The sequence below is a fragment of the Paenibacillus sp. JNUCC 34 genome (assembly GCF_058269055.1).
On sequence record NZ_CM177770.1, the window covers coordinates 5,202,406 to 5,224,257 of the forward strand.

Here is a 21,852-nt window from a genome sequence, read left to right on the forward strand (position 1 = left end):
GTAATCTTTGAAACCACATACAATCCGAACTGCGGGCCTACTGCAGATCTGTGCCTGAGTGCCTCTATCTGACCTGCAAGGAAGTTCTTGTGGTCGATTGACGAATCATTAGCTTAGATGGAATCGTCACGTTTTTTTTGAGACTCATCGTCTGCGGTTCATTCATGATCTCGTTCAGCAAATGAAACGCTTCCGCCCCCAGGTTGGCCCCGTTCATCTCCACACAGCTTAATGTCGGGGATACCTTGACCAGATAAGGGGCGTCATTGAATCCGAGTATCCCCACTTCTTCCGGAACGCGCAGACCCTTCAGCTGACAGAACTTCAAAACGCTAAGCGATATGACGCTGTCCATCGTGATGACGCTGTCAACGGCGATGTTTTCATCAAGGAGATGCTGCAGCGCATCCATGATATCCTCTTCTTCCGGTCCCGCCTGAACGATACGCTCGGGGCTCGCGTCCAGTCCGGCTTGCTGTACTGCTTGGCTATAACCGGATATTCTCGCCGCGAAAACATCCAACTGCGTGTCCTGCGTCAATACAACGAGATTCCGGTATCCGGTGTCAATCAGATGCCGGGCGGCCATGTATCCGTCCCGCATATTATCGTTATGGACGGAGAATACGTCATGGCGGAACGTGCGGCCGATAATGACGAACGGAATATGCTCCTCATGAAAGGTTCGCAGTAGCCGATCCTTGTCAGCCGACAAAATCCCGGTCAAGATAAACCCATCGACCTTGTTTTGCTTGTACAGTTGCAAGCATTTCTCGATCTGCCGATCGACGTTGTGGAACACCGCCAGCTGCAAATCCATGCCATGCTGCTCAACAGCGCTCGATACCCCGTATAGCACGCTGTCGAAGAACGGGTTTCCGAAGATATGCGTCGAGTTCCGGGCGATGGTCAAGCAAATGGTCCTGTTGCTGGCGATGAGAGGCTTGGCGCCTCCGGTACGAACATAGTTCGTCTTCCGAATCGCCATCTGGACTCTTGCCCGGACGTCTTCCGAGGTATTACCTTTATTCGATAACACTCTTGATACGGTTGCTGGAGATACGCCAGCCAATTTTGCGACATCCTTGATGTTGGCCACGAAATCCCCCCTGATACTACATGAAACAAATACTGAAACGAATGAAACGATGTTCATTCATATTAAAGCATATTTCTGTCGAATCGTAAAGAGAAAAGTCGTTTTCGGCTTGAATTCTTTTATATCATGAAAATAACAGGGTATCTACTTGTGTTTTAGTGAAACAAACATGATTTCGTTTCACTCATAATGAAACAAAATCACCTCCTTTGCAAAATGACAGCGAGGTGATTTCATCGTTTATATATAGAACTGGGCGATACCTTTACTTTTCCATCCACTTATTGAACCTGGATCTTCATCTCCAGCTCCTTGATATACTGTCTCAGACTCGGTACTTCCTTATAACCATAGCTTCGGCAACTCGCTCATTAGACAGGGCGTCATGGCAATCGGCCACATTGAAATAAATGAAAAATGTCCGTTTTTTCGACTATAAAAAAAACACTCCGGTCATTTACGCGGTTGAGCGTAATAACCGAAGTGACGGCGGCTCTGTTCATCTTCGAATTGCTGAGATTTACGCAACGTTTGTGCTTGATGTTTTCGTCTCGTAATGAGAGCTTTTTGACGGAATATATATCACGAAGCACAGGAAAGTGGAAATGACAGCCGCAAGGAGCGCTCCAATCAGACACACGTACTGAACCGACAGCAGCTCTGCCGCAAAGCCCAAAAGAAGAGTTAACAGGATTTGGGCAATCCCTTCCATAAGACTCGTCGTACTGCTAAATCTGCCCATCATCTCTACCGGAACGCTATTCTGAAAAAACGTGGAGTAACCGGTATTCGCGAAAGACGAGAAAAAACCGAATACGATAAATCCTAATGCCGCCATGGCAAAGCCGGAAGCAGAATAAAACATCGCATATCCTACGCTAGAGAGCAGAACCCCCAGACTGATAAACATCCGTAACGACATCCGCCGGGAGGTCAGTGCGGCAACCATGGAACCGGCTAAATATCCGGCGCCAGCCACGCTGATCAGCAATCCGTAATCTCGGTCATCCAAATGTATCACCTGCTTGATAAACGTCGCTTCCTGAGAGTCCAAAGCAAAACTGATCATCATAACCGACTGGAACAATAAATAAATGAGAATGAAGTATTTAGCTGATTTACCGTAGCTAATAACCCGTTTCCAATCCCGAATAATCGTTCGCAGGTTGATCCTATCACTTATTTTCACAGCATCATCCTCCTGATCCACGTCCGGCAGAAAGTAGATCACCAGCGCACAAACGAAAAACGAAATCGCATTGATGATAATGCTTACACGAATATCCGTATACATAATAAGCAGACCGGAAATTGCCGGTCCGAGGAGCGCGGCGCCCGAAGTTGTGAAGCTGGACCAGGAATTAAACTGTTTGCGATTCTCCGGTGGCACCAGTTTGGTAACGTACGTCATGGAAGTCGGACCAAAAAACGCACCGGTGATGCTGATTAAAAACATAATGCTGTAAATAGCCCATATTGAATCCAGCCAAGGGATAATAAAAATCAGCAGACCCCTTATACAATCAGCTGCTATCATTAATTTCCGCTTGTTAACCCTGTCTATGATGCTGCCAGACCAGGAGTTTATGAGCAGTACAGCCAGTGGCCTGATAATGAACATACCAGCTACTGCGGCCGGTGAGCCGGTTATTCTTAATACCAATAGGTTTATGGCCACCAAGTAAATCCAGTTTCCCAGATTGGACACGCCAATTCCGAATATGTACAGTAACGGGTTTTTCCATCCAGACATATGTACCACTCTCCCCAAAATTAACTGTCACGTTGGCTAAGTAAGTTAAAGGACATGGCAATATAACCCTCCCTGCCTGTGGAATAACTTTTTCATATCATCCAACAGGATTTGGGGTCGACCACCGTCATGTAACTACACACCGCGCGCTGGGAGCAGCGCGCAGTGCCAATGTTGTACAGAATGCAACTTTACTTCGTCATACAGCGACTAAAGCTGGATTGTTGTAGGGAATACAATAATTAGGCTAGGAAATCATTGATTTTCCTCTTCCCTGGGAGGAATTTTTGTATAATCTACAACAATATCAGTAGGTCTAGACATGTTTCTTCTCCCATGTTGTATAACATACATCATTACTGATCACATCATATGTGATCATGGCAGCAGCCCATTCAGATGTTAGACATATCAACTTTGGGCCCCCTGCTGCCTACCATGTCCTCTCCTAACTATGTTAATTCTGCACGGATGAAAAATATTGATTTAATATACGAAGGAATACATTCGGAAAAGCGTAAAATTCCATATCATCTGATGAAATCCAGCGGAATGGAGTGTCTCCATCAGAATCTCTATCAGAATCTTTATCAGAATCTTTACCAGCCGCTCCTACCAGGGTTAAGCCAGCCTCATAAGTAGCTGCACTTTCAGCAGCGTACAATTGGTCTATCCCTATATCACGCCACTGACAGCGGAATACACGCATGTTCCAATGAATATGGCTGAACGTATGCTCGGCGTTCATAAAATGAGCGATCGGTGTAATCGGGATCCCCTCACCCTTCAGCTCTCCGGCAAGCCTGTCCATAGCAGCTTCGTCCGGCAGAGAGACGAGTGCTGCCCCTCCTTCAGGCGATACGGACACATGGGGCAGCTCCCACATGCTAGCTAGTAGACCGGTTGCCGGGCGCTTACGAATTAATACCTTCCCTGCATGATCATCCTTACCTTCAACAATCGCTGTCACCCGATACTCAGGGCGGGGAGGTTTGGCCTTGGTCTTGATCGGCAGTGCCTCCTCCTTCCCCTCGAGACGACCAGTACAATGCTCCATTACCGGGCAGGTGAGACATTTCGGAGATTTTGGTGTACATACGAGTGCTCCGAGCTCCATCAATCCTTGATTGAAATCAGATGCTCTTCCTTCTGGGATCAAACGGACAACGAGATCCTCCATATGTGAACGGGTGCTTCCCTTCATAATATCTTCTTCAATCAAAAAATAACGGGACAGCACTCTCATCACATTACCGTCCACTGCAGGTGCCGGAATGTTAAAGGCAATGCTCCGGATTGCTCCGGCCGTATACGGGCCTACTCCCTTCAACCCGAACACTTCCTCCTTGCCACTCGGCATGATTCCGCCATACTGCTCCTTTACCTGACGAGCAGCATACTGCAAGTTACGAGCCCGTGAATAATATCCTAACCCTTCCCAGCATTTAAGGACTTCGTCTTCCGGTGCATCAGCTAACGACTCTACCGTTGGGAACCTTTCAATAAACCGGTTAAAATAAGGTATAACCGTATCCACCCGGGTCTGCTGCAGCATAATTTCCGAGATCCAAATGTAGTACGGATTACGGTGCCGCCTCCACGGCAAATCCCGTTTGCTATGTCCGTACCAGTCCAGTAGCTCCCGGCTGAAAAATAGCTGTTGCTCTATGTTATTCATGTGCTGTTATCTCCTTTTGTTGTAAACCTTGCTCATCCTATAACTTCTCAACGACCGAAAAAGCAGATGCTAGCTCAGTCTGATGTGATATGGTCAAATGCAGCGCATAATGATCCGGTTCGCTAATTCCCAAACGGGACCATGCCGAAGCCGATAACGTGACAACTGGCTTTCCCTGCTTATCAGGCAGTATCTCTATATCCCAAAAGCCGATTAAACTCCCAATTCCGCAGCCAAAAGCCTTACTTATAGCCTCTTTTGCTGCAAAACGTCCGGCAACAAATTCCGTGCGTCTTCCACCCTTGTTCTCAGCTAAAGTACGTTCTGCCCTTGTCAGGACACGTTCCATAAACTTTTGGCCGTGAGGGCCTTCCATCAACAAGGCAACACGCCTCATTTCGAGCACATCATGTCCGATTCCGTAAATCACTGTTATCGCTCCTTCCCTTCAAAATCCGGTCTTCATGTATACATACTTTCCTATTGTAACAGTCACCCGTTATCTACGCGAGAGTCAGCACAAATAACCCCGGAAGAATATCTTCCGGGGCCTCGGTCGGGAATCGGTATTAGTGCGTGTTCAAAAAGGTCGGTTTTCAGCACCGAGAAGGTTGGATGAAGCTAGGGGCTGAGGAGCGGAGCGTACGCTTTGGGTACGTGAGCACCGGAAGAACCGGCTGAATTCAAGATTCGATGCCGAGCCCACTTCCTGATTCACTTCGTGATCAAAAGCGGACTTTTTGAACAACCTCTATTAGATTCCCGGAATGGCGTTTCGTTTATGTGCTGATCTACGGAAAAAGCTCTCCAATTTCTCGCGGGCTTCAGGAGCGATTTCCTTGCCCTCAAGGTAATCACTATTGTCCTCATAGCTAAGGCCCAGTTCTTTCTCATCGGTTTGTCCTTCCCACAGGCCTGCTGTAGGTGCTTTATCCAATACCGACTGAGGCACACCCAGATAAGAGCCGAGCTGCCCAACCTGGCGCTTGTTCAGCGTGCTGAGCGGCGTAATATCAACGGCGCCGTCTCCCCACTTGGTATAGAATCCTGTGATCGCTTCCGAGGCATGATCCGTACCGACAACGAGTAAATTTTGCTCAAACGACAACGCATATTGCACAACCATCCGGATTCTAGCCTTCACATTCCCCTTGCCGGGAATGCTAATATGCTGGTGAACCCCAATATTTTTCAATCCGTGCTCCACCTCAAGCGCAACCTCGTTCACCGCATCCTCGATGTTTGTCTCCACCGTGTATTTAAGGTCAAATGCTTTAGCCGCTTCATAGCTGTGATCAATATCTGCTTGTGTCCCGTATGGTTGAAACACGCCAAGAGTTTTGTACTCCTTGCCTAGCTCCTCCGTAAGCTCATCCGTAGCCAGCTTGCACAGCCCAGTTGCCACAGCGCTGTCCAGTCCACCACTAATGGCAATCAGCAATCCGGATGCTCCGGAATCCTTAACGTATGATTTCAAAAAGTCGACCCGTTTTCTTACTTCCTGCTCCACATTTATGGAAGGTTTCACACCTAACTCGGCAATGATTTGTTCTTGTAAGCTCATATCCAGGACTCCTTTCATAATGAACAACGGCGGATGAACCATAAAAGCCCCGAGGCTTCGGATATTGCCGAATGCTCCGGGACCTAATGATCACTGACGATTACCGGCAGTAACGATCAAACGCATCCGTGAGATCCGCTGCAATTTCTTCAGCAGAACGATTCTCTACCTGATGACGCTCGATAAAATGTACCAGTTCTCCATCCTTCAATAAAGCAATTGAAGGTGAAGAAGGCGGATATGGAGCGAAATACTCACGTGCTTTCGCTGTTGCTTCCTTATCTTGGCCGGCAAAAACCGTACACAGATGATCAGGCTTCACTTCGTGTTGGAGCGCGTGAGCTACACCCGGACGCGCTTGACCTGCAGCACATCCGCAGACCGAATTGACAACAACAAGGGTCGTACCCTTCGCCGTTGGCAGTACTTCCTCTACCTCTTCCGGTGTTTTCAATTCCCGGATACCCAGTTCCGTCAGTTCATCCCTCATCGGTTGAACCATATCACGCATATATCGGTCAAAAGACATACCCATGCTGCTTTCACTCCTTATATAAACAAATTGTCAAATATAATAACTGCTTTCCGCTATTCTATATTATACAATCCCAATGGATGAAAGCAAGATAAGCAGAAAACAGGGCGGTATCCGTAAAAGGATTCCGCCCTGTTCTGTTTATTTAATCGCCCAACGTCTAGGTTGAAGGATGGTTAACACCATCCAGCTTTTTGTCTTTAATGGGTTCACCCTTGCGGTGCTTATTTTCCTGCTTCTGTTGTTCCTGCTGTTTGGAATCATTCTTGTTCATTCCATGACCTCCTTTACCGATATTCTCGCCTTATTATGGCTTTAGTAAAGGTTCTTTATCCGTGTCAGCTATCGGAAAGGAGACTATAAATAGAGTACCTGCTCCCTCCTCCGATTGCACGGAGATTGTACTTTGATGGCGCTGTGCAATGCTCATACAGAGAGCGAGACCTAATCCCGTTCCCTTGCTCTTTGTTGTGAAAAAGGGCTCGAACAGGCGATCCAGCTTATCTTTGGGAATGCCTGGCCCCGTATCTTTCACACGCAGCTCCACTTTCTCGCCGGTCAGGCCTGTCTCGATGGTCAGCACTCCTTTATCATCCATAGCTTCCATGCCATTGCGGCACAGATTTAAGATCAGCTGTTTCATCTCTTTAGAGTTGAGATAAAGGCTCGGAACATTGCTGCTCAGTCTCAGATCAATGCTCTGTCCCCGAAGATTGGCATCCGCCCACAGCAGAGGACTCAGTTCATGGATGATATCATGGAGATGGCATTCTTCCTTTTCAGCAATCCGGTTCTGAGCCAAAGATAAGAAATCACTAATAATTCCATTGGCACGATCCAGCTCCTCCATCACGATCCGGTAATAATGATCTAACGTATCCGGGCTCTTCTCTTTCATCAATTGAAGAAAGCCTCTTACAACGGCCATGGGATTTCGAATTTCATGTGTAATGCTGGCAGCCATCTGTCCGACCAAGCTAAGCCGTTCAATATTTATGAACTCACTCTTAAGCTTCTCCAGTTCAGTAATATCATGTATGATCGCTACTGCGCCTTCGATTTGCTGTGTTCGTTCATTAAAAAGCGGAAAGACTCCTGTTGAGTATACATTCATACCATTGCGTACAATCTCTCCAATAGAACGAAATCCTTGAAGGGCTTGAACAATTCTGCGTTTCAAATAATCTTGCTGCGTGCTTCCCTCAAATATCCCATAAAAAGCCCGGCCGATCATATCATCACCATTGAGATGAGGATGCGTCTGCTTGTAGTTAATAACCAGCTGTTCGTTCAGCATGGCGATATTCCCTTTCCTGTCCACAACAGCCACTCCCAAAGGCACCATGTCGATTAATTGCTGCAGCAAAGTCTTTTCTGAGTCAAACTCTTCCGGGAGATCAATGAAAAGTCGGTTATACATTAATTCGATAAAATAAATAAGAAGTGCTCCATTAAAAATGCTGAGAAGAACATATAAAAGAGTCATTAGGATTGTTTCTGAATTGTGTGAGGTGTTACTGATCCCGCCTTCTAAAATGGGGAAAGCTACGATGACAATCAGAGCAGGTATGAGTCCTGTCCATAGACATCCTATTTTCTCCATTATGTTACTTCGTTTAAATCGGGCAGAGAATAAGAACAGAAGAGGATATACAAGAAGGCCCGTATGAAAAACCATTCCGGAAATGGAAAATCCGTAAATAAGCTCGTGACAAGCAATATTAAGAAGTGATAATAGCAAGCCGGCCGTTCTGCTGCCATATAAAATACCTGCAAACAGCGGCAGAATACTCAGGTTGATCATCATACCTTTATAAGTTGCGGATAGACCGAAGCAGAGCAAAATACTGATCGCACAGGTTATCACAACAAGATTTCGGTATTGCAGTCTATCATCTGTGCCATGCGGCTTGAGATGTTTACTAAATAGCAGTGGAATTTGAAAAGTAAACAAGCCGGACAGCATGATCTGCAGCAAAATGTCCTTCAATGCATTCAACAAACGCGTCATCACCCCAATTGATCAGTGCCTCTGATATTGTTGATTAAATCACAGGCGACATAAGATTACAATACTTGTAAATTTATATCGAGATAAAAGGATTATCATGACTTCAGCCCTAGACTCAAAGGTTTGGGATATGCGTGAAATGTGTTTATAATAGACGTTATGTATTAGTAGGTGTGCAAAAAGTTAGAACCCCCAAAGGAGCTATGAACAAACATGTCACATTACGATGTTATTGTTGTAGGGGGAGGCCCCTCTGGACTTATGGCTTGTGTAGCCGCTGCCGAACGGGGTGCATCCGTCCTGCTTATTGATAAAGGAGACAAGCTCGGACGCAAGTTAGGCATTTCCGGGGGCGGACGCTGCAATGTCACCAATGCTAAGGAAACCGATGAGCTGATCGCCCATATTCCGGGAAACGGCCGATTTTTATATAGTGCGTTTCAGCATTGGAACAACCGTGATATTATGTCCTTTTTTGAAGGACTTGGGATCCCATTGAAGGAAGAAGACAACGGCCGAATGTTCCCCGTTTCGGACAAGGCATCAAGCGTGGTCAACGCTCTGGTCGGCAAAGTAAAAGAGCTCGGAACGGATATCAAGACTAACAGCCCTGTCGAGCGTATCTTATATAAAAACGGGCAGACTACGGGAATCGAATTGAAATCGGGCAAAATTTATAAATCACCTTGCGTTATCATTGCTACAGGAGGACAATCCGTCCCTCAGACCGGTTCCACTGGCGATGGATATCCCTGGGCCACCGCAGCAGGACATACGATAACAGAACTATATCCGACAGAAGTGCCGATTGTATCCACCGAGACATGGATCGCTTCAAAAGAACTTCAAGGACTTTCTCTACGAGATGTGGAGTTGTCCGTTTGGAACCCTAAAGGCAAAAGAGTCATTGCTCACAGGGGAGATATGCTGTTTACGCACTTCGGTGTTTCAGGACCCATCGCACTGCGGTGCAGCCAGTTTATCCGGCAAGTCCAGCGTAAATTCGATACTGTCAATGTCGATCTGGCCATCGACCTTTTTCCGGACCTTACTCTTAGTGAAGTAGAGTTGGCTTTTAAAGAACGACTGGAACAAGAACCTAAGAAAGCTGTTAAAAACGCCATAAAAGGATGGATCCCGGAACGTATGATTCCTCTTCTACTCTCCAAAGCCACAATTGACGAAGATACGGTCTGCAGCGGTTTGTCCAAAACGTCTGTCTCTGCGTTCGCTGCCGTCCTGAAGAAATTTCTCTTCCGTGCCTGCGGCACCCGCTCATTGAAAGAAGCGTTCGTAACCGGGGGTGGTGTGAGCCTTAAAGAGATTCAGCCCAAAACGATGGAATCGAAACTTATGCCAGGCCTCTTCTTTTGTGGTGAAGTGATGGATATACATGGTTACACGGGCGGATACAATATTACTGCCGCTTTCTCGACCGGTTACACGGCAGGCAAACATGCCGCTGAGACAGCATCCATGCTTCGCAGCTGACTCTTATCTCTAAAACAAAGACGCGCCTTACGTCCGCACAAGCGGAGGAAGGCGCGTCTTGTTCATTTAAACGGAATCAATCCGTAAAGTTTACTAATTTAATATTTTCGCTTCAATGATGGCAGAGAAAATAGTATTGGAACAGAAAAAGAAGATATCAGAGTCAGTGGAACCGCCGACAGTAGACCAATCCAGTTCGGCCATATCGAGAAACTGAAAGCTAGCGAGATGATCAATGCCGGAATGAGCATTAATGTACGGACTGCCAGAGTACCAGCAGACATCTGCTGTGTGCCGCTGAATGGAAGAACCAATGAGAACTCTGCTTCCGCAAAAGCGGTCCATTTGATACGCAGCAGATAAGATACAAGAAGCATCAGAGCTCCGTACATAATCAGTTTGATAACAATGGGCGGAAAAAGAACAGCCGGAATAGCAACAACAGAGAATTGGACATAGAGCAGCAGATTTTCCGGATTCCTGAGAAAGGCTTTGACACCTGCTCCAGCAAACCGCTTTTCCGGAGCATTAGACCGGTAAATCCGGCGGGATCTACGGAATAGCCATGCCTTACTGCGTATCCGGGGAGGCTTGCCCACCGCTTGGACGAGCATTATGTCCGTAAGCCACAACCGGATTCGGGCGTCTTCCCTCGTATCAGCAGTAAAGCTTCCCTGCATGGAAAGACGAAGCCGCATAAGGAGCACAGCCACTGCCATCAAGAGCAGTCCTGTTACAGCAGCAGATGCCGGCATACCCGGCAGAAGTGTAAATATAGTCAGGTAGAAGGCATAGGATAACCATCTCATGAAATTGGAGAATAACCATTTTTTGAAGCCTAGAAAACGTACCCGGATTCGCTGAACCATTAAATTGGTACACCAAGCGGTTCCGGCGGCTAACAGTCCCCATGCAATCAAAGTCCAGACATCGAGCTGAAATCCCCGGTACAGAAATGGCAGAGCAATAAGCAGGAACAGCAAACCTTTTAGGGTGGTTACCGTTATGCTGTAGACCATTCCCCTTAACATAAGCCCTTTCATCCAGCGGGGCTGCTGTCTTAGAAACAGCATGTCGCCTTCCTCAACAAACAGCAGAACATTGCCCGAGAACATAAACAGTAGAGCAGCTGCGGCAACCTGCTGCGGAATCCATTCCACCCACGCCGGAAGTGGCGAATTCCACAGCTCCATATAAAGTCCACCCCCAAGGAGCAGACCTGGTATCAATATGTACAACATGACGGTCCAATCGGCCACCGATTTTATAACCGAAAGCTGATGTTTCCAATGGCTAAGCACTCTTCGTCTAAAAAGCTGCCGCGGATGGAGGATGCGTGATTTTCGTCGTATTTTCATCGTCTCTCTCAATTTCGTACCTCCCTCATGTCAGGGCATCGAAGCAGTCGAACAACGATCCCTCCGGCAGCCCGGCGGTGCTGCGGATGTCGTTCAAGCTTCCCTGGGAAGTAACACGGCCTCCTGAGATGAGAACAAAGGAATCACAAATTTTCTCGGCAGTATCCAGGACATGGGTAGACATCAGAATACCTGCTCCCCGCTGTCTTTCTTGGTTTAGTAGCTCCAGAAAGTCTTTGGTCGCCCGGGGATCAAGACCGATAAAAGGCTCATCTACAATATAAATATCCGGCTGAGCCATAAACCCGATCATCAGCATCATTTTTTGCTTCATCCCTTTGGAAAACCCACCAGGCAGCCCGTCACGGACATGATCCATACCGAACTGCTGTAACAGACGATTTGCCTGTTCCTCGAAACGCTCCTCCTCCAGCCCAAAGGCTGCCGCAGCAAGGTCAAGATGCTCCCAGAGCGTTAAATCTTCATAAAAGAACGGTTGTTCAGGCACATATGCGTATCTAGGAGGATCACCCGCGATCTTTACTGCAGCCTTGGCATCTTTGAGCAAGCCCATGACCGTCTTGATGGTTGTACTTTTCCCTGCTCCATTCGGTCCGATCAATCCAAGCAGCTCTCCTGCAGACACTTGAAAATGCACATCATGAATCCGGGGACGTCCCGGTTCATAACCAGCTTTCTCAATATCTACCTCCAGCACCGATGGCCGATGTTGTTTGTCGATCTCTATCATATGCCTCTCCCCTACCCATATTGTTAATCTATGGTTTCATAATAAAGTATTTCTAGTTATTACGCAGGAGAGGATTATCGGTTACACCCAAAGTTTAAAGTGATGACTCTGTAACTGCCTGAGTCGGGCTTCTTTCACTCGTGGTAGAATGGTCTCTCTGTTCGATCCGTCCTTTTAACGCCAGCAGCGTAATGCCTAAAAGAGCAGTCCCCGAACCTGAAATGATAAATGTGGGAACAGGTCCCCACATCGTCACCAACATACCTCCAAGCATCGGTCCCACAATGACGGCTGCGCTCGTAAGACTCCCTACTGTGCCGAACACACGGCTTGTCATATGTTCAGGAGTCCGCTTCATCAGCAGTATTTGAAACGGGATAAATACGAATCCGCCCCCTGCTCCAGCCAGGAAGAACGCAGAAAAAAGAACCACGTACACTATCATTTCCGGCAAAGAAGATAAAACGGCTACTGCCGATAAAGCAAACACAATACCTGTTACGGCCGCTCCGACGCCCATTTTGTTCAGCGTACTCCATGATATTTTACGGACGAGGATTACCGCGAGCAGTGTACCGAATCCGCTAGCTGAAATGCAGTACCCCAGAAGATCATCGGAAACACCAGGAATGATTCGGAACAGCGTCACCGTCTGGGTGTCCGCCATCTGAAGCACCAGCAGGACAGAGCATAGAGTAATGAGGCCACTCAGAAGAAGCGGCATACTGTAAATGACGGATAGACCGGCGCTGATGTCTTGCAGGAACGTCTTTTTCTCATGGGACGTGGTTGCAGGTTCTGAAGCAGTGGCTGACTGATCTGAAGATTCTCCCCTCTTCTTCCCTTGAACCCCAATCAGAAATAATGCTGATATCACAAAGGTGATGGAAGTTACCACATAGCACATCTGTATCCCGAAAGCTGCCATTACCAATCCACCTAGTGCCGGCCCTACAATCTTCATCATTTGCTCTATCGTAGAACTAATCGTCACGGCTTGCTCCAAGTGCTGAGGTGGCACGACTTCTTTCACTTTACCGCTCTTCGCCGGCGAGAACAGGACATCCATCATGCCTTTAAGAACGAGAAGGACGTAAATCTGCCACAGGTTTCCAGAGAACAGAATGCCTACCAGAATTAACGCTCGGGTCAGATCGGAGACAATCATCAGCATTTTGCGGTCAAACCGGTCACCGATGACTCCTGCCACCGGACCGCCGATAAGCACAGGAATCGCCATACTTAACGTTATCGCCGTAATCTCCCACGGAGTAGCATTCCACTTGAGTCCTACCATGGTCAGAAGGGCTACTAAATATAACCACTCTCCTAGATTAGATATGATCTGTGCTGCCATCAGCATCATAAAATTCCGATTACGGGTAAGCCCACCTTTTACAGTTCCTTCTAGATTTGCATTCATTATTCTTCTCTCCCTGTCGTTTCTAACACCAATAATGTAATTATATAGATCAGCATCTAACTTCGAATCGGTCTCGAGAAGGGGGTTGGTACCGACCGGAGGAATGAAATGGAATGAGGCCTTTCTATTTTTAAATACTAAAATAGAGTCTAATTGTGATAAATCACATGTTTCTATTCCCAAGATTAGAGTAATCTATATTCAAGAAATCTATGGCATGACCAAAAAGGCGGGAAGAAGCATGATTCTGTCACATGAACGCGATACACAGCTGTCATTGCACCTATATCGGGTTTTTGCCAAGTCATTTAAAAGTGTAAGTGAGCATGCCGTAGCCGGCAGCAAAATCGAAGGATTTAATCCAACAGCTTTTGCGGTTATGGAAGTGCTATATTACAAAGGGCCCCAACCCATTCAACAAATTGGTGCTAAACTGCTGTTGCAAAGCGGAAACGTCACTTATGTAATCGACAAACTAGAAAGCCGCGGGTACCTGCTTCGTAGGCCTTGTCCTAAGGACCGCAGAGTGATTTATGCCGAGCTGACTCCTGAAGGGGAAGCGCTGATGAACGAACAATACCCTCAGTATGCGGAACGGATTCATTTTGCACTCAGCGGGTTATCTGAAGAAGAGAAGGATCAAATGATCCACCTTCTGAAAAGACTTGGGAAACAGGCGGAAAAATTGTCACCATTACTGCGTAAGTGAAAAAATACACAAACCAAACCGGCGGGGAATCCTCGCCGGTTTTGGTACTGCTTGCAGGAGTACACCCCGCTCATCTTTCAACGCTCCGTTAGCGTTGCATGAGGGCGGTCGACCACATGCGAGCCATTCGCTATAATTGCATACAATAAGGCCGCCCCACTTACTCCTGCTCTGGAGATAGAGGGGCGGCCTTTCTACATGTATGTGGTTCTAGGATCAATGAGCGGATGAAGCCCTGATTTCTTCGGTGTTGTCCTCAGGCTTAGGAGGCCTATTGTTGTAACGTGCAACAATGACAAAGCAGACGAGTGCAATGACAGCCATTAAAATAAACAGCGAGTTCAGGCTGCTCTCCAGCACCTGCTTCACCAAGCCTCCGGATTCTGCCGGAAGGCTCATCTCGCCATGCGGCGAAAGCAGTTTGTTAATATCGTCGCTGCTGATTCCGGCTCCTGCCGGCTCCTCGGCAATCCGTCTTGCAATGCCGCTATTAAGCCATGTGCCGAACACGGCTACCCCCACAGTCTGCCCCAAAGTCCGGATGAACGTGTTAAGCGCCGTGGAAGCTCCACGCAGCTCATAACCGACGGAGGACTGGGCGATGATTGAGAACAACGTAGAAATATAACCGAAGCCCAAACCGTATATAAAGGTGTACAGCAGGAGGGCTACCAATGGAGTTCCCTCATGCATAAAGGCGAGTCCTGTAGCTCCAGCGGCAAGTCCAATCACGCCGATGAGCGCTGTTCTACGGGATCCCGCCTTCATGATAAGCCTTCCGCTTGCCACAGATCCAATTAGCCAACCGATAGACATCGGAGCAAGCGTCAATCCCGACAACGTTGCGTTACCGCCCCTGACACCCTGAATCCAAAGTGGCAAATAGGTTGTTAGACCGATCAGCAGTGCACTGACCAGCAAATTCGCAAGAGTGGACACCGAGATATCCCGGATTCGGAACAGTTTCAAAGGCACCATTGGCTCTTTCGCCCGTGCTTCAACAAACAGAAAGGCCGTCAGCAGTACAACCGATGCAATAATAATGCTAAGCATCATTGGCGAAGACCATGGATACGTCTGTCCCCCCGCTGCAAGAGCGAAGAGCAGTAAAGTCATTCCGATTGTAAACAATCCGGCTCCCGCGTAGTCGATCGATACGCGCCGATGCTCCCTTTTTTCATCGAGATAACGATATATCAACCAAATGGAAACGAGCCCAAACGGCACGTTAAATCCAAAAATCCAGCGCCAGGACAAGTAATCTACAAAATAGCCTCCAAGCAGCGGGCCTACCAATGAAGATATCCCCCATACCGAACTGAGAAGACCTTGAATCTTACCCCGCTCCTCCAGTTTGTAAATGTCTCCGATAATCGTAAAGGTTACGGGAATAACCGCACCTGCGCCAATACCCTGAATTGCCCGAAACACAATTAGCTGGGTCATGCTTTGCGAAAATCCGCACAGTAGAGAACCGAGCAAGAACAGCATCGAACCGTACAAAAATACAGGTTTCCGACCGTACAAATCGCTGATTTTGCCGAATATCGGGGTTGTTACCGCCATCGTCAGCAGATAAGAGGTGAAAATCCAGCTCATCAGGCTGACGCTGCCGAAATTACCGATAATGGCAGGGCCTGCGGGTCCCACAACCGTGCCTTCAATCGCCGCAAGAAACGTCGACAGCAGTATGCCTGCAAGAATATAGTTGCGTTTAGTCTGGTCTAAAGTGTTCACTAGATGAGTCCCCTTTACTATAAAGAACAGCTGTTTCAGCATTTCGTAACATTCGAAAGTGAACGGCTGTTGAAACAACGCAAGAAGAAACACTTTCCTATTCCATATAGGAACGGTAAGTGTAAAGATTCTATGTGAAGGCTCTATTTCGAAATATAGTGCTGACGATGGCAGCGGTCCATATGTTTAAGACATATCGGTACTTGAATGAACCTCTAACCTCTATACGTTTGGAATGTGACTGTACTACTCATATCATCTAACAGAATTCAGTGAATGTTGTATATAGTACAACACCCTCCCGTGATATAGCGACGAAAGACGAATTGTTGTACGAAATACATTAATAGGGAGATGGAATCGTTGATTTACCTCTTCCCAAGAAGGATTGTTGTAGAATCTACAACAATATCTGTAGATTCAGGCATTCTGCTCGTCCCATGTTGTATAACATACAAAATTACATATCACATCATATTTGATCATTGTAGCAGCCCATTCAATTTATAATCGTCAAGCACTCTTTTTGGGGATAAGCCCTTCAAAAATAAGAGAATTTTTTCTTGCGCAACATTCCTATTATAGTAGTTCGGGTGTTAGAAGGACAGACATCATTTTTCCATCCTGCAAATTCAACAGGATATCGGCTTCGGTTTCTACCAACTCCGGATGGCCCCATCCCACAGCATGGCCACTATAGCGGTGCACATCAGGACAGCCAGCTTGCTTAGTAGGACCCACCGATGCAGAAATGAGTCTCCCTGTTCATATTGAATTAGCATTCATCCGCTTCCTTCCTCAACATTTTGGCCCCAGGTTATCCTGATCACTAATATACTCACGATTCCAGTCCCGGCGGAGCAGCGAAAATATATTAACGTCTATATAACCTGTCGAAGTATGCTTGTATTCCCGAAGCCTTCCCTCGTACTCAAAGCCGATTTTCCGAAAAAATTCAGCACCTCTTTCATTGCGTATATCCGAAAAAGCTTCCACTCGGTTTAAGCCCATTACACGGAATCCGTATTCGAGTGCCATTGCAGCCGCTTCGCACATATATCCGTTACCCCAATACATACTGGCAAGCTCGCAGCCGAATTCACCTCGGAAAGCCCCTTGAAGCTGCCATCCATTGAACCCGCAGCTCCCGATCATCATGCCGCTATCCAGATGTTCAATTCCCCATCGTAACGAATCATCGGATTCCGACAGCTCATTGAGCAGCAGGATTAGAGCTTCTGCGTTATGTCTTCCATTCATGGATGGGAGATACAAATATCTTGCTGTCCGCTCATCGGACCAACATTGATACAGATCATCGGCATCGCCGGGAGACATCTTTCTAAGCCGCACTCTCGTGCCCGTTAACTCAGGGATTAACCCCTTGCAATGGTACATAAAAAGTCCCCCTCTCCTCATCCATCTCAATAAAAAAATTTGACTTGTCCTCGGTCTTTTAGGTGATACTATGTTCATGTATATAGTAACATATGACTGTTTTGAATTTGCATGATTCCATGGGTCAGTCACCGGGGCAGATGCTTCTATATTGAGTCACGCGGCACATTTCCGTCAATATTAGATCCCTCCACCCCGCTGATGTAAAACGGAAGAAGAGGAGGAGTATTTCTTGATGTATATTACGATCATAATAATGTTGTTTTTGGCTATTCTCGCGGCAGGTATTACGCATTTTGGATTCCTGCAGATCACACAAATGAAAGTCAAGAATGACCTCAGCCTGTTCACCATACTGGAAGGTCTCGGCCTGTACAGCCAGGATCGCTACGAGGCTCTTGTCAAAAAGGAAGTTATCCTTTCTAGCGTCGACGGACTAAAGCTGAGCGGAGCTGCAATTGAACTTTACCCGAACTCTAAGCGCTGGATGATTATCGTACACGGCTATACCGGCTCCCGCGCCTTCTCCACTCAATTTATGGATATGTTTACAGACGAGGGTTATAATGTGCTGCTTATCGATCAGCGTCGTCACGGACAGAGTGAAGGACGTTACACCACATATGGCTTTTATGAAAAATATGATGTTCAGACATGGGTCAATTGGCTTGTCGGACAGCACGGCAAGGATACCGAGATCGGACTTCACGGCCAGTCTCTTGGTGGAGGAACTGTTCTGGAATACCTTTCTATCGCCGCTCCGCAAGTTAAACTTGTTATTGCGGATTGCCCTTATTCTGATCTGACGGATCTGATGAAACACCAAATAACGAAACTGAACAAAGTTCCCGCCGTACCTTTTTTTCGCTGGGTCCATAACCGAATTCGCAAAAAAGCCGGCTTCAGCTTTGATCAAGTCAGCCCCATCCGTTCCGTGCGGGAAAGCCATCTTCCGGTCATGTTCATTCATGGAACGAACGACACATACGTACCGACCTATATGAGCCAGGAGATGTACGATGTGAAACCTGGACCCAAAAAACTTGTTCTGATCCAAGGTTCTATTCACGCTAACGCTTATCATATCGATCCCCAAAAATATCGTCAGGAAATCCAATCTTTTCTGCACGAATATATGGGAAAACCCGAAATAATGACTGCCACTGAACCAACACGGCTCGAATTTTTTAAGGACAATTCCCTTGAATCTGTATAACCCGTATAAAAATAGCCCCCGGAGAGATGTATGACGCTTACTCCAGAGGCTATTTTTGCTGCGGACCTGTTTTCTTTATGCCGATTTTAGCCAGTGCGTCTTTAAAATGTCCGTGAAGCTTGACGGAGTCCCAGTCGTGTACTATCTTAAATTAATTAATAGAGTATCAAACGTAAAGAGGTGGATCGCCCATGTTTCAAAATATACGCTATGAAGGTACCCGAAGCGAACAATTCGCCCAGGTGCTTAATCAGTTAAAGGCACTTATCCATGATGAGCCGAATGCTGTAGCCAATCTGGCTAACGCCTCTTCCTTGCTGAATCATTTTCTGAAAGATATTAACTGGGTCGGTTTCTATCTCTATGACGGAAAAGAGCTTGTTCTTGGACCTTTCCAAGGCCTCCCTGCCTGCATTCGTATCCCGCTGAACCGAGGGGTATGCGGAACAGCTGCAGCTGAACTGAAAACACTCGTTGTAGAGGATGTGCATGCTTTTCCCGGCCATATCGCATGTGACGCCGCATCCAATAGTGAAATTGTTGTCCCCGTAATAAAGGGTGGACAGCTGTACGGCGTACTGGATATCGACAGTCCACTCGTGAACCGTTTCGATCAGGAAGACCGGGAATTTCTAGAGCAGTTTGTTCAAATTTTGGAAGGTCAATTATAGTCTTTAAACGGCTCTAATTTGAATAATTTATGTATTCCTTCGCACAATAAATGAGGGCTTTGACCCACTAACCGAAGGAGGAATTCATCACATGTATCAATCCAATAACATTCAGATTTCACAGCAAGTCCGCCAATGCGAGCAGATGCTTCAACAGCTGAGCCAGCAAACCCAGCAGGCAACAGCGATGTATCAGCAATTGCTGCAGCAAGAGCAACAGAATGCTTCACGTCTAGAAGAATTGGCACAGCGTGAGCGCCAAGCTTCTCAAATGATTCAATCTGCAATTCAAGGGCATCATCAGGCTATCCAGCAATACCAGAAAATATCCCAACTGGTGAAACAGGTAGAGCAGTCTGTGTATGCTCATAACCAATCCCATAACCAGAACAACTTCCAGCCTTCTTTTGGACAAGGCTATTCAAACATGCCACAAAGATTTCAATAAATTGACATAAAGTCATTTATATAATGAATGACTTCATCCATCGACAAAAGCCGTCCATGATGGGCGTCTTTTGTCTTTTACTCCGTAAATAATTCATCCTATTATCTAGTATTATAACTGCTGATTTGCTGCATAAATTTTGATACCGTCACGCAAAGATTCCACCAGCTATGGATGATATCCAGCATAAAGTTTTAACAGTTCGACAGCTTCTTTACAAAGAAAAAGTCTGGGCGTATAATCATGAGCACAAACGATGTTCGGCGAAGAAATACGTGGAGAGGGCCTGTCTGTTTGCAGGCTCCTTTTGTCGTCTGGATTACACCGAACTCTTATTGGAGGCGCCCTGATGGAACAACAAGCTATTTTGGCCATTGCCATATTTCTAATCGTATATGCCATCATTATTAGTGAAAAAATACACCGGACTATTGCGGCCATGCTGGGCGGAGTACTCATGCTCATATTCGGCATAGTGGACCAGGAAACCGCTCTGCATCATATCGACTTTAACACCCTTGGGCTTCTGATCGGGATGATGATTATTGTTAATATTACGGCGGAGACAGGGCTGTTCAAGTACATGGCTGTTTGGTCAGCCAAAAAAGCCGGAGGTCATCCGATCAAAATTTTGATCTATTTATCGCTTATCACTGCGGTGGGCTCTGCCTTTCTCGACAATGTGACGACCGTGCTGCTCATGGTACCTGTTACATACAGCATTACACGCCAGCTACGAGTCGACCCCATTCCGTACATGATTGCTATCATCATCGCTTCGAATATCGGCGGGACGGCAACCATGATTGGCGACCCGCCGAATATTATGATCGGCAGCCGGGTTCCGGAACTGACCTTTATGGCCTTCATCCAGAACTTAACACCCATCGTTATCCTTATTATGGCGGCAATACTGCCGCTGCTTGTGCTCATGTTCCGCAAACGGATCAAGACAACACCCGAGCTTATGCATCAGGTGATGGAGCTGAATGAAAAAGATATGATCACCGACCGGAAGCTGCTCATGAAGTCGGTATCCGTACTTGCGCTCACCATCGCCGGTTTTTTTCTACATCAGCTGATTGATCTGGAATCTGCAACCGTTGCTCTCACGGGCGCATTCATTCTATTGCTGCTGACAGGAGAACATATGATGGAACAGGCCATCGGAAAAGTAGAGTGGACAACCATCTTTTTCTTTGTGGGATTATTCGTGCTCGTCTCAGGACTGATTGAAACTGGCGTCATCGCCCGATTGGCTGAACAAGCGCTGGAATGGACCGGAGGCAACCTTACAGCTTCATCCATGCTGATCTTATGGCTCAGTGGTATCGCATCTGCATTCGTTGATAACATTCCGTTTGTGGCTACCATGATTCCTCTCATTCAGGAGATGGGCCATGGCGGAATAAGCAATCTTGAACCCTTATGGTGGAGCCTTTCTCTCGGTGCCTGCCTGGGTGGCAACGGAACACTGATCGGTGCAAGTGCCAATCTCGTCACGGCAGGCCTATCAGCAAAGGAAGGGCATCCTATCAAGTTTATGGAGTATTTGAAATACGGCTTTCCGCTCATGATATTGTCCATCGTAATCTCATCGGTCTATATATTCATTCGGTACTTGATGTAATAGAGAAAAAAGGTCCGTTGACCTGAGGCACCCTATTATCTGTTATGAGACGTACGCGTATGATCACTGCAATAACAAAAAGAAACCCTTCCTTTGTATTATGGAGTGACGAGTACCATACTACAAAGGATAAGGTTTCTAATTACATCCAAAATATCCGTGCCAATTTTATTTCAGTTATTTAGCCCGTATATATAGCTTTGACACGACCTACTTGTCCGTCCTGAAGCCGGACCTTAATACCATGCGGATGACGCGGAGAGTTCGTTAAAATATCTTTTACAATACCTCGCGTCAGCTTGCCAGTACGCTGATCCTTCTTCAATACAATATCCACTTCAATCCCGGCTTTTATGTCAGAACGATTCTGTCCATTCATA

At 46.7% G+C, this 21,852-nt stretch carries 20 protein-coding genes; 6 read left to right on the forward strand and 14 right to left on the reverse strand.

Annotation, left to right across the window (positions count from 1 at the left end):
• Positions 1-64 precede the first annotated feature (64 nt).
• From AC2TF5_RS24135 to AC2TF5_RS24165, 7 genes are all read right to left on the reverse strand, one after another.
• Positions 65-1,099 (reverse strand): LacI family DNA-binding transcriptional regulator, encoded by a 1,035-nt coding sequence (locus tag AC2TF5_RS24135; RefSeq protein WP_491299637.1) that lies wholly within the window; start codon positions 1,097-1,099, stop codon positions 65-67.
• Between the two features lie 520 nt (positions 1,100-1,619).
• Complete coding sequence (locus tag AC2TF5_RS24140) at positions 1,620-2,852, reverse strand: MFS transporter (RefSeq protein WP_491299638.1); 1,233 nt, start codon at positions 2,850-2,852, stop codon at positions 1,620-1,622.
• 457 nt (positions 2,853-3,309) lie between these two features.
• Positions 3,310-4,530, reverse strand: coding sequence for an A/G-specific adenine glycosylase (gene mutY / locus AC2TF5_RS24145; RefSeq protein WP_491299639.1), 1,221 nt, complete (start codon positions 4,528-4,530; stop codon positions 3,310-3,312).
• Positions 4,531-4,567: 37 nt separating this feature from the next.
• Positions 4,568-4,960, reverse strand: coding sequence for a holo-ACP synthase (acpS, locus tag AC2TF5_RS24150; RefSeq protein WP_491299640.1), 393 nt, complete (start codon positions 4,958-4,960; stop codon positions 4,568-4,570).
• A 324-nt stretch (positions 4,961-5,284) separates the two neighbouring features.
• Positions 5,285-6,094: an NAD(+) synthase gene (gene nadE / locus AC2TF5_RS24155; RefSeq protein WP_491299641.1), complete on the reverse strand. Its 810-nt coding sequence runs from the start codon at positions 6,092-6,094 to the stop codon at positions 5,285-5,287.
• A 100-nt stretch (positions 6,095-6,194) separates the two neighbouring features.
• Positions 6,195-6,629: a BrxA/BrxB family bacilliredoxin gene (locus AC2TF5_RS24160; protein WP_208915847.1), complete on the reverse strand. Its 435-nt coding sequence runs from the start codon at positions 6,627-6,629 to the stop codon at positions 6,195-6,197.
• 307 nt (positions 6,630-6,936) lie between these two features.
• Positions 6,937-8,631, reverse strand: a complete 1,695-nt coding sequence (locus tag AC2TF5_RS24165) for a two-component system sensor histidine kinase NtrB (RefSeq protein WP_491299642.1) — start codon at positions 8,629-8,631, stop codon at positions 6,937-6,939.
• Between the two features lie 222 nt (positions 8,632-8,853).
• On the opposite strand from AC2TF5_RS24165, the gene AC2TF5_RS24170 reads away from it, so the two are divergent.
• The gene (locus tag AC2TF5_RS24170; RefSeq protein WP_491299643.1) at positions 8,854-10,131 is read left to right on the forward strand and encodes a BaiN/RdsA family NAD(P)/FAD-dependent oxidoreductase; all 1,278 of its coding nucleotides are present in this window, start codon (positions 8,854-8,856) and stop codon (positions 10,129-10,131) included.
• Positions 10,132-10,229: 98 nt separating this feature from the next.
• Here AC2TF5_RS24170 and AC2TF5_RS24175 read toward each other — a convergent pair whose 3' ends face one another.
• The 3 genes from AC2TF5_RS24175 to AC2TF5_RS24185 all read right to left on the reverse strand — a co-directional run bounded on the left by AC2TF5_RS24175 (position 10,230) and on the right by AC2TF5_RS24185 (position 13,663).
• Positions 10,230-11,501 (reverse strand): ABC transporter permease, encoded by a 1,272-nt coding sequence (locus AC2TF5_RS24175; protein WP_491299644.1) that lies wholly within the window; start codon positions 11,499-11,501, stop codon positions 10,230-10,232.
• A 13-nt stretch (positions 11,502-11,514) separates the two neighbouring features.
• A complete protein-coding gene (locus AC2TF5_RS24180; protein ID WP_491299645.1) occupies positions 11,515-12,240 on the reverse strand; it encodes an ABC transporter ATP-binding protein in 726 nt (241 codons plus the stop codon).
• Between the two features lie 94 nt (positions 12,241-12,334).
• Positions 12,335-13,663 (reverse strand): MFS transporter, encoded by a 1,329-nt coding sequence (locus AC2TF5_RS24185; RefSeq protein WP_491299646.1) that lies wholly within the window; start codon positions 13,661-13,663, stop codon positions 12,335-12,337.
• A 241-nt stretch (positions 13,664-13,904) separates the two neighbouring features.
• On the opposite strand from AC2TF5_RS24185, the gene AC2TF5_RS24190 reads away from it, so the two are divergent.
• Positions 13,905-14,372 (forward strand): MarR family winged helix-turn-helix transcriptional regulator, encoded by a 468-nt coding sequence (locus AC2TF5_RS24190; RefSeq protein WP_208920745.1) that lies wholly within the window; start codon positions 13,905-13,907, stop codon positions 14,370-14,372.
• Between the two features lie 216 nt (positions 14,373-14,588).
• On the opposite strand, the gene AC2TF5_RS24195 is transcribed toward AC2TF5_RS24190, so the two are convergent.
• From AC2TF5_RS24195 to AC2TF5_RS24205, 3 genes are all read right to left on the reverse strand, one after another.
• Entirely contained in the window at positions 14,589-16,109 is a 1,521-nt protein-coding gene (locus AC2TF5_RS24195; RefSeq protein WP_491299647.1) for an MDR family MFS transporter, read from the reverse strand.
• Positions 16,110-16,765: 656 nt separating this feature from the next.
• The gene (locus AC2TF5_RS24200; protein WP_491299648.1) at positions 16,766-16,891 is read right to left on the reverse strand and encodes a hypothetical protein; all 126 of its coding nucleotides are present in this window, start codon (positions 16,889-16,891) and stop codon (positions 16,766-16,768) included.
• Between the two features lie 16 nt (positions 16,892-16,907).
• Positions 16,908-17,507, reverse strand: coding sequence for a GNAT family N-acetyltransferase (locus tag AC2TF5_RS24205; protein ID WP_491299649.1), 600 nt, complete (start codon positions 17,505-17,507; stop codon positions 16,908-16,910).
• A 235-nt stretch (positions 17,508-17,742) separates the two neighbouring features.
• Here AC2TF5_RS24205 and AC2TF5_RS24210 point away from each other — a divergent pair, with 235 nt between their 5' ends.
• The 4 genes from AC2TF5_RS24210 (at position 17,743) to AC2TF5_RS24225 (ending at position 21,472) form a co-directional block, all read left to right on the forward strand.
• Positions 17,743-18,723 (forward strand): alpha/beta hydrolase, encoded by a 981-nt coding sequence (locus AC2TF5_RS24210; RefSeq protein ID WP_491302983.1) that lies wholly within the window; start codon positions 17,743-17,745, stop codon positions 18,721-18,723.
• 191 nt (positions 18,724-18,914) lie between these two features.
• A complete protein-coding gene (locus AC2TF5_RS24215; RefSeq protein ID WP_491299650.1) occupies positions 18,915-19,394 on the forward strand; it encodes a GAF domain-containing protein in 480 nt (159 codons plus the stop codon).
• Positions 19,395-19,485: 91 nt separating this feature from the next.
• Entirely contained in the window at positions 19,486-19,842 is a 357-nt protein-coding gene (locus AC2TF5_RS24220) for an AMP-dependent synthetase and ligase (protein ID WP_491299651.1), read from the forward strand.
• A 349-nt stretch (positions 19,843-20,191) separates the two neighbouring features.
• Positions 20,192-21,472: an ArsB/NhaD family transporter gene (locus AC2TF5_RS24225; protein WP_491299652.1), complete on the forward strand. Its 1,281-nt coding sequence runs from the start codon at positions 20,192-20,194 to the stop codon at positions 21,470-21,472.
• Between the two features lie 181 nt (positions 21,473-21,653).
• On the opposite strand, the gene AC2TF5_RS24230 is transcribed toward AC2TF5_RS24225, so the two are convergent.
• The gene (locus AC2TF5_RS24230) at positions 21,654-21,851 is read right to left on the reverse strand and encodes a YwbE family protein (RefSeq protein WP_491299653.1); all 198 of its coding nucleotides are present in this window, start codon (positions 21,849-21,851) and stop codon (positions 21,654-21,656) included.
• Position 21,852 lies beyond the last annotated feature (1 nt).